At 50.5% G+C, this 13,516-nt stretch carries 7 protein-coding genes; 2 read left to right on the top strand and 5 right to left on the bottom strand.

The genetic code is table 11. The features are described 5' to 3' along the window. Nucleotides 1-106 precede the first annotated feature (106 nt). The 3 genes from PREDE_RS05130 to PREDE_RS13840 all read right to left on the bottom strand — a co-directional run bounded on the left by PREDE_RS05130 (nucleotide 107) and on the right by PREDE_RS13840 (nucleotide 7,023). Nucleotides 107-2,647, bottom strand: a complete 2,541-nt coding sequence (locus tag PREDE_RS05130) for a glycosyl hydrolase 115 family protein (RefSeq protein ID WP_005844756.1) — start codon at nucleotides 2,645-2,647, stop codon at nucleotides 107-109. Between the two features lie 111 nt (nucleotides 2,648-2,758). After that, nucleotides 2,759-6,802 carry a hybrid sensor histidine kinase/response regulator transcription factor gene (locus tag PREDE_RS05135; RefSeq protein ID WP_015298513.1) on the bottom strand — a complete coding sequence of 1,348 codons (4,044 nt, stop codon included), beginning with the start codon at nucleotides 6,800-6,802 and terminating at the stop codon, nucleotides 2,759-2,761. Nucleotides 6,803-6,834: 32 nt separating this feature from the next. Continuing rightward, nucleotides 6,835-7,023 carry a hypothetical protein gene (locus PREDE_RS13840; protein WP_154648441.1) on the bottom strand — a complete coding sequence of 63 codons (189 nt, stop codon included), beginning with the start codon at nucleotides 7,021-7,023 and terminating at the stop codon, nucleotides 6,835-6,837. A 26-nt stretch (nucleotides 7,024-7,049) separates the two neighbouring features. On the opposite strand from PREDE_RS13840, the gene PREDE_RS05140 reads away from it, so the two are divergent. Together PREDE_RS05140 and PREDE_RS05145 are read left to right on the top strand one after the other, a co-directional pair. Further along, the gene (locus PREDE_RS05140) at nucleotides 7,050-9,041 is read left to right on the top strand and encodes a beta-L-arabinofuranosidase domain-containing protein (protein WP_005844760.1); all 1,992 of its coding nucleotides are present in this window, start codon (nucleotides 7,050-7,052) and stop codon (nucleotides 9,039-9,041) included. Next, nucleotides 9,023-9,910, top strand: a complete 888-nt coding sequence (locus PREDE_RS05145) for a protein of unknown function (DUF303) (protein WP_015298514.1) — start codon at nucleotides 9,023-9,025, stop codon at nucleotides 9,908-9,910. The genes PREDE_RS05140 and PREDE_RS05145 overlap by 19 nt, the downstream gene beginning before the upstream one ends. A 618-nt stretch (nucleotides 9,911-10,528) precedes the next feature. On the opposite strand, the gene PREDE_RS05150 is transcribed toward PREDE_RS05145, so the two are convergent. Both PREDE_RS05150 and PREDE_RS05155 read right to left on the bottom strand, forming a co-directional pair. Next, the gene (locus PREDE_RS05150) at nucleotides 10,529-11,365 is read right to left on the bottom strand and encodes a helix-hairpin-helix domain-containing protein (RefSeq protein ID WP_005844763.1); all 837 of its coding nucleotides are present in this window, start codon (nucleotides 11,363-11,365) and stop codon (nucleotides 10,529-10,531) included. 469 nt (nucleotides 11,366-11,834) lie between these two features. Next, entirely contained in the window at nucleotides 11,835-13,466 is a 1,632-nt protein-coding gene (locus PREDE_RS05155) for a beta-N-acetylhexosaminidase (protein ID WP_005844767.1), read from the bottom strand. Nucleotides 13,467-13,516: the final 50 nt, after the last annotated feature.

Raw genomic sequence — 13,516 nt, forward strand, 5'->3', positions numbered from 1 at the left:
CAGCAATAATCAATTACAGGTCAAAGAGGGGAACTTATCCGGCAAATGGTCTCGTCCACGTGCTTTCGGGACAGACGTGTTTGATGTCCTGTCACGCGGCATGTGCCTAATGGGTGGGGAACAGATAGAATGGGCGTGATGGTTGGCTGTCTACCATCCACTGGTCCACAATCACATGATTGTCCAATGCTTTGATGATCAGCGTGTGTGTACCAGCCCAGAGGTTGCCCAAAGTCAACGTGCGAAGTGCCTGTCCTCTCAAAACATTCTGTTTCCATTGCTCGGAACGGAACGGCTCTTTCAGGGAGAATACGACAGGCGAGGCACCGTCAATGCTTGCCGAGAAACGCAGGTCGCCCTTGTCATTGGGATGTGTGGGCACCAGTGCCACTCGCAGCACGGCATCCCAATCTTGGGGCGTGCTGAAGATGTAAACCAAGCTGTCACCTTGCGGCAGCCAGACGGCACTCATGCTGTGGCCGAGCATGCTCACGGTTCGTGCCCCTGCCGAAGCGTATTGCCACTGACTGGCATTGCGTGCCACTGCCCCCGTGGTGTCGACGGGATGTGACGCAATTGCAGTATCCGCATCCAGCCATTGCCCGATTTGTGTGTTGCTGAGCCGGATGGGCAGCTGCGGAGCATCGAAGACGGGCAATTTACGAGGGCGCATGTCCATCAGGCTGTGCCACTTGCCTCTACTGTTTTGCTCATTGTAGCGATGGGTTAAGGTCTGAATGTCATTGTAGGCTTGTTGGCTCTCCGCACAGGCATGGAAGAGCTTTGTACGCCAAGCAACGCTGTCGGCAGATGCAAAGCGGTCGTCATTGGCTGCCAAGCATGCCTTTTGCGCCCATAGCATTTTGCGCGCCTGTGCCTCGGCGGCAAGAACGGGATAGGCTATCGCGGCGAAAAAGGCATCACCCAGCGAAAGACACACCGTTTGCTGTATCGACTCAACGCTGGCCGCTACGGAGGCGTAGCGGTCGAGATAGCGGTCCAATTCATTGCCAAAGGCATTTGGAGAGAAAGCCGTGGCGTGCACCGGTTCCTGCCCATTGCTGTACAGATCCCAGCGCTCCACTTGGTTCCAACCCATAAATTCAGGTTTGCGTTCGGAACACAGTTGGTAAAACTGGCACATGACGGGCCACAACTTGTTGCCTACCTCCTGACCGAATTGCCGGCAAAGCCAACGATGATAATGCTCGCCTACCGTACCCGCCGACACGCAGCGGATGTCCCATGCCATGTCAAGAAACAGTTCAAGGCCGTAGCCTGCCACCTTGGGGTCGTGGATGTTGGCTATCCATAGTTTGCGTGCATGATAGTCGTAGGCGGTCTTCATCTCGCTGTAGATGAGCCCGGGCTGTGTAGTGGTGAGCCACAGGTAGTCGTGGGGCTGCCCCCAATAACTGAGGTGGTAGTACACGCCTGCTCCTCCAGGGCGTTGTTGCTCCAGACTGTCAGAAAGCCGGGTGAGGTATCCGTAGTTGTCATCGCACCACATCAGCGTAACATGGTCGGGCACATTCAGTCCCATGTTGTAAATGTCAAGTACTTCCTTGTAAGGAATGAAGACCTGCGTCTGCTGCGCTGGGTCACCCAGATATTTGGCTATCAAATGTTGCTGGTCGTCAATAACCTGTTGCAGGGCCTGGAACTTTTCTTTCATGGTGCCGACCCCCTCCATGGATCCGTCATGTATGCCACGCATGCCGATAGTCAACAGATTGCCGCCGGCAGACTGCTTTACCTCTTTCAGACGCTGTTCCCAGTAGTCGTGGACAGCTGCGCGGTTGGTGATATAGTTAAATGGGCCTTGCCGACGTGTGTCCCATTCTCCCACATTGTTGCGTAGCAGTGGCTCGCAATGCGACGATCCGATGGCTATTCCGCAACTGTCGGCCAAGGCCTTGGCTCCTGGAATTTTGAAAAATGCCGTTGACCCCGGATGCATGGCTGGCCAACAGGCATTGGCTCGCAGACGCATGAGCAACCGAAAAAGATGCCGGTAAGATTGCAAACTGATGGTAGAGCCCTGCGAAGTGCCAAACGCAGCCGCACTCCACGGGCGGAAACTCCAGTCCTCATCGTTGAGGAAGATGCCGCGCCAAGCCACCGAGGCCCCTTGCAATGTAGTATACCGATGGTCTATTGCCAACTGAAGACGACGCTCAGGAGGAATGTCTCCCCACCATGTCCAGGGATTCACACCTGCCAGACGAGACAGTTCCAGCAAGCCATAAGCCGTCCCCCGCCCATTGGAACCCACTACGAGAATATGGTTGCAAGCAACGGATATGTGGAATCCATCAATCATTTTTTGGAGCGAATCAACGGGAATCCCCATGCGTTGCAACGACTTGGTCTTGCCGCGGCGAATCTTGTCAAGCTGAACCAAGCGTATCACTGCTTCTTGAGGCTGTCTTGACCTTACGGCCGCAATGCCGGTGACGGCTTTCATGTCACAGGAAAACATGCTCATGGCCTCATCCACAACGGGGTCTGTCGGTGATGAAAAAAAAACTGTGGCTGGACGGTGACCGTCACACCATACAAACGGCTGGCATGAAGCACGTGTTGCCGATGTGCAGACGATCAGAAAAAGCAGGAATCGTTCTGTATACAAGAAGATGGAATTCATACTACATTTCGTTTTTAACGATAAAGTCTTGTCGTGGCAAAATTAGAACGAATCCTTATTATCGGCAGACACTTTATCGTCAAAAACGAAATGCAAGAAGTGACGGATTCGTCATTTCTTCTGAAGTACTTCGGAGGGCAGAATACCAAACTCTTTCTTGAAACACCGTCGGAAGTAACCCAGACTGTTAAAACCCGTCAGCATGGCAGTCTCCGAAGCATTGTGTTCGCCACTGCGCAACATGGCCATGGCTTGGGTCAGCTTTACTTTGCGGATGTACTCATTGGCACTGACACCAGTGAGCGCCTTCACCTTGCGATAGAAAGTGGAGTGGCTCATGGCCATCTTGTCGGTCATGAACCCCATGTCGATGTCTTCGGTCGACAGATTCTCATCGATAATCCGGTTTAGCTTTTCCATAAATTTCTTGTCGAGTGGACTCAGCATAGGTTCCGTCTGCGGAGAGATGGTCTGTTCATGATCGACAGTTACCTCTTCATCATTTCCAGAAGTCTGTAGCATGGAGGTGCGTACCTCGCGCTGCAGCACGAATTCGGCCAGTCGGCGACGTGAAGAGAGCAGATTGCGAATGCGGCTCTGCAACAGCCGCGAACAGAAAGGTTTTGTCAGATAAGAGTCGGCACCGCTGTCGTAGCCTTCCTCTTGATCACTCTGTGTTGTCTTGGCGGTGAGCAGGATGATGGGAATGTGACAAGTACGGATGTCCTCTTTCAACAGGCGTGTCATCTCTATGCCGTCCATCTCAGGCATCATGATGTCGCTGACGATGATGTCGGGTGTCTGCTCAAAGGCCAATCTGGCCCCCTCCTTGCCATTGTGGGCAAGCAGAGTACGGTAATCCTCGCAGAGTGATTCATTGATGTATCGCAGAATATCGTCATTGTCTTCCACAACAAGGACCAAAGGGTGCTCATCCTGCTCCTTGTCTTCCATTGCGTCCAATCCTTCTTCCTCTGCCGCTACTATAGGCTCGTCATCTTTGTGAAAGGCCTTAGGATAAGTTTCTGCCTTCAGCAAGGCAAACGAAAAACAACTGCCCTTTCCCTCCTTGCTTTCTACTGCAAGCTGGGCATGATGCAAATCAGACAGAGACTTGACGAGGGCAAGCCCTATGCCTGCTCCAGAAGCCTGGTGCAACCCTTTGGCTTGGTAATAGCGGTCAAAGATATGAGGCAAAGCTTCTGGACTGATTCCGTAGCCGGTGTCGCGAACCTGCAGCACCACGCGTTCTCCTTCATCTATGAGCAACAGCTCCACCTCACCCTGCTGGGTATACTTAATGGCATTGGACATGAGATTATTGACAACCGTAGTGACGACTTCCGAGTCAAAGAATACCATAACGGGTGAAGATGGAACGGTTACCGCAATGTGCAGCTTGGGATTGCGGTTTAAGTCTTGAAAACGTCGGCCTGCATTTAGTACAAACGCCCCAAGGTCAGCTCGTGCCACGGAGATCTGGCGGTTTTGCGTCTCCACCTTGCGGAACTCCAGCAATTCATTAATGAGCCCCAACAGATGTTGTGCGCTGGCATGGATGGTTGCCACTTTTTTAGCAAAAACTTGGGGCAATCGATTGTCGGCGATAAGGTCGTCGAGCGGACCGAGAATAAGCGTCAAAGGTGTGCGTAGTTCATGGGTGATGTTGGTAAAGAATCGCAGACGCTCCTCGTTGAGTTCCTGGCGATGGCTATTCTCCCACCGCACACGCGCCAGCGACTCATGGAGGTGCCGCTGTCTCAAATAAGAGCGTATCAAGAAATAGCAGATGGCGGCCATCATCAGGAAGTACACCAAATTGGCCCACCAGGTCTGCCACAGCGGTGGGGTGATGACCAGCGGCAGCTCGGCGTACCGTGCCTGTTCCCACCCTTGATTGCGCAGTTTGGCACGCACACAAAAGACATATTTGCCGGGAGCAAGATCGCGGAATGTCACCGCATTTTCGTTGTAGGTGTCATACCATCGGTTATCCTGTCCTTTCAATTGGTAGGCGTATTCCACATCGGCGACCTCTGCATAGTTGACCACTGTGAAAGCAATCTTGAACATGTTTTCATGGTGGCGGATGGTCACCTTTCCGGTCTCGTCGGGATGGAAGAGCAGACTCCCGGAGGTGTCATTCTGACTTCTAAGACGCTCGCAGTCGATAATACGTACTGGCGATACTTTTCTGCCTTGTGCGAGGGCCATAGGATTGAAATAGCACACACCCTCGGGCGAACCGAAACAAACTGTGCCATTGGCCAACACTGTTGCCGAAGCCGTGGCAAAGTTGCCCATAGGAACGCCACTGCGCAAGTCGTAATAGGAGAAAGTGCGCTTGTCCAAATTGAAGCAAGCAATGCCGGAAAGCGTTCCCAACCATAGATTGCCCTGCGAGTCCTCTGCCAGTGCACACACATGGCTGTCGCGCAGTCCCTGCCGTCTGCCATACTCCAGAGTCTGCTGTGGCCGGCGCGTATCAGGAACAGAGACCAAACCCTTGTACGTGGCTATCCACATGCCCCCGGATTCTCCTTGTAGTATCTGGGTAATACTGTTGGATGCCATGCCCCGCAGTTTGGCAATGAGTTTGCCATCGGGTGTGACAACCATGCAACCTTGGGTCATCGTGCCTATCCATAATCTCCCCAGAAAGTCTTCTTCTATGGCAAATGGCAACGACTTGAGCCCTATCGCTTGGTTAACAGCCAACTCATACTTTTCAATACCGTGATCAACAGAATAGATGCCATTCTCCGTACCTATCCACATCTTGCCTTTGCTGTCTGCAAAGAGTGCGTTGACATCCATATGGCGGGTGATGGAAATGGGTGTAATGACACCAGTTGACGGATTAAGGCGCATGGCTCCGTTATCGCTTGTTCCAAACCAGATACATCCTTCTTTGTCTTCACAAAATGTGTAGACCGATGCGGAACTGTTGAAAAGATAGCGAGAAAAATTCCATTGTCGAACGACCATGCCATTACGGCACTGGATGATGGTGTTGTCCTGGCCTATCCATAGGTTCCCCTTACTGTCGGTGTACAGTCCCATGACGTTGCTTACAGGATGATTCAAAAGAGCGAGCATCTGAAAAGGAGATGGAGAAGCGGCGAAAAAATCCACTCCCGTACTGTAGTTGCCTACCCATAGGTTGCCATAAGCGTCGATAGACACACGCCTGACATTGTCGGACGACAGCGGGCTGTTCTCATGCGTCAGACGAGAAAACTGCAAACTCTCTTCCCATGGATTGGGATAGCGCGTCCCATCAAGAATGCTGATGCCGCCAATGTCTGAGGAAATCAAGAGCTTGCCATCCTTAGTCTCTGCAATATGCTGGATGTTGTTGCCAGCCAGATGCCCCTCCCCGGTCTGATTGAACACCTTGAATTTACCCAAAGTTGGATTGTACAAGGCCAGGCCACCATTGGTACCCACCCAGACATGGTGGCTTCTGTCGAAGAATACGACTCGTACATTGTTGCCTGGAATGCTGGCAGGATCATTGGTGTGCTGGCAGAAATAACGTGCCTTGCGCGTATTCTTATTATAGATAATCAAGCCTTCCATGCGCAGCCCGATGTAAAGGTTGCCCTTGCCGTCGTCGGCAATGCTCCTCACCCCATGGTGTATCCATGGAAAATGACAGTGGCTGATGGTGTATTCCTTGCCTGTCAACGGGTCGTAATGCGTGATGTCCCCATTGTCGTGAGCAATCCATATTGCCGAATCAGCAGCCAAAGCTATCGCCGATATGTCATGGGGGACCGTGCCGTTGACCTTGGGATGAGAAAAGAACAGGGAGTTGCCATCGAATACACTGAGCATGCCCTGCTTGTCATACAACCACAGTGTATTGCTGCGCGGATGATAGCAAAGTCCCACAATTTCATCGTTGCTGATATTCGAGTTGGCAGTATTGAACACGGTGCATTTACTACCCGCAATACGATTCAGCCCCGACTCTGTGGCAACCCATAGGAATCCATTCTTGTCGAAGGCCATGTCGGTAACGTAACCGTTGGAAAGTCCCTCGCGCAAGCAGATGTTGCGGGCTGCGGATGTCTGGAAAGCAAAGGCCCGGATAACAAGAAAAAACAACATAAGCGTTGAAATCACACGTCGGAAGGCAGCTTGTCTCATATTTCTGTTGGTCTTTAGTTGTCAAAGCATGTTCAACATGCCCATCTTGTTTGCCGACAAAAATACGAAAAAAATGGAATACTCACCGCTTTATCTGTAAAGAAGTGGTATTTTGCTGAATCCGTGCTCCCAAATGCTTCATTTATCCCCATGAAAGAAAGGAATAACCCGTAACTTTGCAATAAATCAACTTGCATATCATCTTCTCTTAATTCTGGCATACGTTCTTGCCGCTTCTTTTATTTTTATGAACAACAAATCCATCAAATCAACTTTAATTACTGCCGGGCTCGCCGTGGGGTTGGCAGTCTTTTCGCAGTCCACGCAAAAGATTGGACTGGTAGAACAGCCCATCAAAGTAGCTGACGTACAAAATGTACAAGGCTTCTTCGGTCAGCGCATAGCCTTGAACCGTAACACCTACTTGAAGAATTTCCCCATTAACAAGTATGTCGACTTTATTGCCAACCGCCAACAGATGGAATGGGACTGGACGCGCGCCGAACAGCACGGAAAATGGTTAGAATCGGCTTACCTCTCCGCCATCCAAAGCGGTGACAAGGAACTGCTCGACAAAGCCAAGAAAGTGTTGCACCGCATCATCGGTTCCCAAGAGTCCGACGGCTACCTTGGCGCCACGGCCAAGTCGTATCGCTCACCCCAACGGCCCATCCGCGGCATGGATCCCTACGAACTCTATTTTGTGTTCCATGCTTTCGAGACCATCTATGAGGAGACCGGTGACAAAGAGGCCCTCAAAGCTGTAGAAAAACTCGCCGAATATTTCCTGACCTATTTTGGCCCGGGCAAACTGGAGTTCTGGCCCTCCAAGACATTGAGGGCTCCTGAGAACCGTCATCAAACACTCAATGGACAAAGCGATTTTGCCGGCCACAGCGTGCATTATAGCTGGGAGGGAACACTGCTCTGCGACCCCATTGCACGTCTGTATACCATTACTGGGAAGAAAAGATACTTGGATTGGGCCAAATGGGTGGTAGGCAATATTGACAAATGGAGTGGCTGGGATGCTTTCTCGCGCCTTGACTCCATTGCCGACGGCAAGCTGGGTGTCGACCAATTGCAACCCTACGTCCATGCCCACACTTTCCAAATGAACTTCATGGGATTCCTCAGATTGTATCAAATAACAGGAGACAGGTCACTTCTCAGAAAGGTGGAGGGTGCTTGGAATGACATCTACCGGCGGCAGATGTATATCACTGGTGGCGTAAGCGTGGCCGAGCATTACGAGAAAGGATATGTGAAGCCCCTCTCAGGCAATATCATAGAAACCTGTGCCACCATGTCCTGGATGCAACTCACACAGATGTTGCTGGAACTGACAGGCGACACCAAATATGCTGATGCCATCGAAAAGATTATGCTCAACCACGTGTTTGCCGCACAAGATGCTCTCTCTGGAACCTGCCGATACCATACCGCCCCTAACGGATTCAAACCTGACGGCTATTTCCATGGCCCCGATTGCTGTACGGCAAGCGGGCACCGCATCATTTCACTGTTGCCAACGTTCTTCTATGCAGAGAAAGGAAAGAGCTTCTATATCAATCAGCTCTTGCCAGCCAATTACCGTGGCAAAGCTATCGACTTCAACATCTCCGGCAACTATCCAGTCAGCGACAGTGTCGTTATTGACGTAAACCGCATGCAAGGCAACAAGCTCTTCATACGCGTGCCCGCATGGTGCGACAACCCCTCCATCACCGTCAACGGAAAACCACAGGGCAACGTTGCGGCTGGGAAGTACTATGTTGTCAATAAGAAATGGAGTAAGGGTGACCGCATCGTCATGCATTTGCCCATGAAGGAGCAATGGGTAAAGCGTGAACATCATGCCGACTACGAGAAATACTATCTCAAAGACGGTGAAATCATGTATCGTGAAAAGCCTACCAAGAACATCCCCTATGCTTTTACACGTGGCCCCGTGGTATACTGTGTCGATATGGTCTGGAACAAGCAACTGAGCAACGACGATGTTGACATCAACCGCAACATCACTGTTGACACTTCCGTGCTGCCTCGGCCCATCGATCTGCCATCCAATAATGTACTCGCACCTTTCTATGAGACCAAAGCTACTTGTATGGGGCGCAACGTCACCATCACACTCTCTCCGTTCTGCAACATCGGCCAGTGGTGGCGAAACGGAGAAGACAAGCCCTCCCAATGGTCCAATGCTTTCTCTTACGCAATATGGCTGACTGGAAAATAACACACCGCACCCTTACCCTTTTGCTGCTGCTGCTTTCTTTGGCAGCAACAGCAAAAAAACGTGCCGTCTACATCACGATGGGGCAAAGCAATGCCGAGGGGCGCGAAACCATTGACAAACTGCCACACGAGCTTCGTCAAGGTTATCGCCATCTACGTTTTGCCAACATTCGGGAAAACAGCCTGTGGAAGTTCGGTGAGCGGCAATTGCTGGAAGACCGGACATGGTCGTTCCAAGATATCGTCAATGGACTCATCGACCGCACTGCCAAACAGGATTTCTATGCCATCAAGTGTACCTATGGCGGTACGGCCATCGCGCTCCATCAAACCAATCCCTGGATTCCCACGTGGAATGCCTCTGTAGAATATCTCGATACGGCACGCGCCTACCGTGGGCATGAAGCCGACGGAAAGGCCTACAAGATAGGCAACAGCCTTGCCCTTGCTTTTGCTGAGGGATTCGCCACACTCGTGGCCGGAGAACTTTCGCATCTGAAGGATGGCTACGAGGTGAAAGCCATTCTTTGGCATCAGGGAGAGAGTGACCGAAAAGCAGGAAGCCAATACTATCGGAATCTTGCCACACTCATTGCTTATTTTCGTGACACCATCTTCCATGTCACCGGTGACAAGAGAACTCGCCATTTGCCTGTCATCATCGGCACTGTCAGCCATCTCAGTCGACAATACAATGCAGAAGTGGAAGCCGCACAGCTACGTCTGGATCACGAGGATTCCAATCTCCACCTCATCGACATGAGCCAAGCAGAACTGAAAGCGGATCAACTCCACTTTGATTCGCTGTCAACGGTGCAGCTTGGGCGTAAGATGTTCGACAAACTTGTGGAGATTGGATCTCTCAAATAACACATAGCCATAAACCAATGTATTCTAAACGTATTCTATGGATATATCCAAATATCAGGCTAAGAATTTCATTGTATGCCCCCAGTTCGGGATAAGTTCTTTATAATTAGTTATTCAAAAAGTTGGTAATCATAAGAATATTTTGTACCTTTATGGTTCAAATCGACAAGTTACAATAATATTCAGATTAAATGATTATCCGCAATCGTACCACCAAAATTTTCAATTAAATATAATGGTGGTACGGTTTTTATTTAGTCCCCTTGCACCCACATTTATAAAATAGTAAATTGCATGAGTATAAATTAAGTTTTCTGAAAATCAAGAGCCGGAGATTATTACAGATGCGCCAGGCCCATATTCGCCTGGTACGACACATATCGACCCTAATAGGCAGGCTGGCAATAGTAGAAGATAAGAGCAAATGCCGATTTACAAATGCACTACATAGGTAATCATTATGATTTATATTACCAAACTTCCCCCAATTATTTTCAGCCAAAAGGCAAAACTATTAGTACCCGTTAGGACAGGCCAAAATTTTGGTGGTACGATGTGCGGATAATCATAAATATTATTTAAAGGCTCACGTGCACGTATTATTTTAAATAACGGTTACTACCAGCGCACGCCCATCTTCTTCAATGCCTTATGAATTAGTCCGAGCGTTCCACTACCCATCCCCTCCATGTCAAGCAACTCTCCAGGTGTTAGCAGCAGAAATTCTTTCAGTGTGGATACTCCTTGCCTCTCAAGCGTATTGCGCAAGCGTGCAGCACATGATTTTTTCTCCTCGCCAAACGCATGATACAAATCGTCGAGCGTGTATTCTGTCTCCTCCACCGGCGTGCCGTTATCGGCTTGCGGTGCAGTGGGCATTGGTGTTCCCGTGGGTACGGATTCCTCTACCGCGGGTTGCTCTATCGCATCGTGCAAGGCAGGGAGTACATCGCCATCGGCCACCACTTCATAGCTTGACAGCACACCGGCCACGGCGAGGAGTTCATAGTTGATGGCCACCACATCTGCCTCACTGACACATCCGTAAGCCTTTCCGCTGGTCTGTACCAAGACAGCACTCTTCTTTCCTTTCGACCATCCAAACAGACGACCGACCAATGCGGTAATGTTCAGATACTTGCCGATTTCTTTAATAGGCCCTATAAGGGCAGGATCATAGGTAGCACCGCGCTGATTGGTATAGGTCTGGTCGCTACCAAATGTGAGCAGACGTGCCCGCAGCTTATCGGCTATCACAGGCAACGCCTTGTTGATGGCAACAATATTGGCGTGACTGAAGTAACGGGATTTGCCACGTCCGTCTTTATGATGCTTAAAGCACGACATGACCATTTCTGGCGACTTCCCGATTAACTCTGCAAGACGCGACAATATTATCCCATGTGTCAGCATATACTGATAGAGCGTGTCTTGTGATACTTCCACTTTTCCCATTATTATAGCTTTTTGTTATTTCAAGTACAAAGGTGGTATGTTTTCGTTTACTACCAAAATTTTTCAGAAAGTTTTTCAAAACTTAATTTTAAAGGAGTCGTTTTGTCATAGGAAAAAGAAAACTCCCCATGTGTCGGCATGGAGAGTGCAAAGAGTTTGCTCTCGACATTAATGTCGGAAGCAAACAAGCAACAAGGCATGTTGTTGTGGGTGGTCAGACTCCGAGACCACCGCCTGTGTCGCCGGAACCTGAGCCGGAGCCACCGCTATGGGGTGATGGGTCGGGAGTATCCGGGACGGTGTCGGTTGTGCCGTCATCCTCGTCGGTGATGAGTTTCAGGTTGGCCCTCTCTACCAGACCCTTTCCAAATAGAAGTACAAAATCAAGTTATGATGCTCCCCCTTGCAGGACTACGGAAGGCAGATGGCATCGGTTTAATACACCGATGCCATCTGTCATAGTGTCTGTTTACCAAAAAGACCTGTTATGATTAAAACGTTCTGGCCAGAGGTGTGTGGCATACGTATAGCCATACCTGTCATAGAGCTTGGCCAAACGTGTGACACGAAGGGTGAAATCCTCAAAATTCTTCTTCTCATCATCCATCCACTGGCCTTCGCACAGGGCGGCCATACGCGGCAACACGCCATACTCAGCACGGCTGGGCCAAGCTATGTATTCTGTCCACAGGTTTCCTTGGGCACCTATCACATGTTTGCGCACGGATTCAGGCATGTCGGCCGGGGCTGGATTCATGCTGTACACCTTGGAGACTGGCAGATACTGATGCTGTCCTTCGGGCTCGGTGTCCTCGTCCTTGTTCTGGCAATAGTCAAAGTAGCAATAGTCCACAGGGGTCATAATGACATCGTGACCCATTTCTGCCCCTTTCTGTCCCGGACCTACACCACGCCAACTCATGATGGTCGCACTCTTGTTGATGTCACCTTCAAGAATCTCATCCCATCCGATAATGTTACGCCCTTTGCCATTGAGATATTTTTCCAGACGATTGGTAAAGTAGGCCTGCATCTTATTCAGTTCCAAATGATGGTCGGCCGCCAGTTTCTGACATCTGGGACATGTTGCCCAGCGGTCTGTCGGGGTCTCGTCGCCGCCTATATGGAAGTATTTGGCCGGGAAAATGTCCACCAGTTCATCGATGATGTCCTGCACGAATCCGTACATTCTCTCATTGCCCAAGCAGAACACGTCACGATAGACACCCCAATGGTGACCCACCTCATAGGGGCCACTGGTGCAACCCAGCTCAGGATAGGCGGCCAGTGCAGCCTTTGTATGACCAGGCATATCCACCTCGGGAATGACAGTAATGTGACGCTGACGAGCATACTCCACTATTTCGCGGGCCTGTTCTTGGGTGTAATAACCACCGTGGGGCTGCTTATCGTCCACATCGGAATTGTGCCCCATGATGGTACCAGAGCGCATCGAACCGATTTCCACCAGTCTGGGATACTTCTTGATTTCAATGCGCCATCCTTGGTCATCAGTGAGGTGCCAATGAAAAACATTCATGTTGTGTAGGGCAATGAGGTCAATATACTGCTTTACGAAATCGATTGGAAAAAAGTGACGGGCACAGTCGAGCATCATTCCACGGTAGGGGAAGCGTGGCGCATCTGTCACCACGGTGGCTGGCAGGGCTACTGTGCCACCTGACACTTCAGTGGGAAGCGACTTGCGCAACGTCTGCATGGCGTAGAATACTCCCGCACTTGTGCCTCCAGCAAGAGTAACTTGGTTGTCGGTCACGGTGAGTCGATAGGCCTCTGGCCCCTCGATCTTCTTGTCAATAACCAGCACTATGGCCGGTGTTTTCTTCGGCTTTTGGTTCATTACAGAGGCTTTGATGCCCGTGGCCTGTTCGATATAATCGGCCAGGAACTGTGCTTGTCGCTTCATGTCAGCATCCTCGCCCTCGTAGACAATAGGCGTGGTGGCAGAGAAAATGAACGCCGGGTGGCGGGTGGGCGTGATGCTCTGCGGAAGAGGCACCACGCGGTAGTCAGCTTGCTGAGCATATCCCCCCAGTGCAAGCAGTGCGAGCAAAGCTGCGAACAGTTGTCTTTTCATCATCGTATTGTTTGGTTTAAGTTGATGTTTTGTTTTCGTATGCTTGGGGGCAG

Origin of the sequence: Prevotella dentalis DSM 3688 (assembly GCF_000242335.1) — a bacterium.
In the GTDB taxonomy this organism is placed as follows: Bacteria; Bacteroidota; Bacteroidia; order Bacteroidales; family Bacteroidaceae; genus Prevotella; species Prevotella seregens.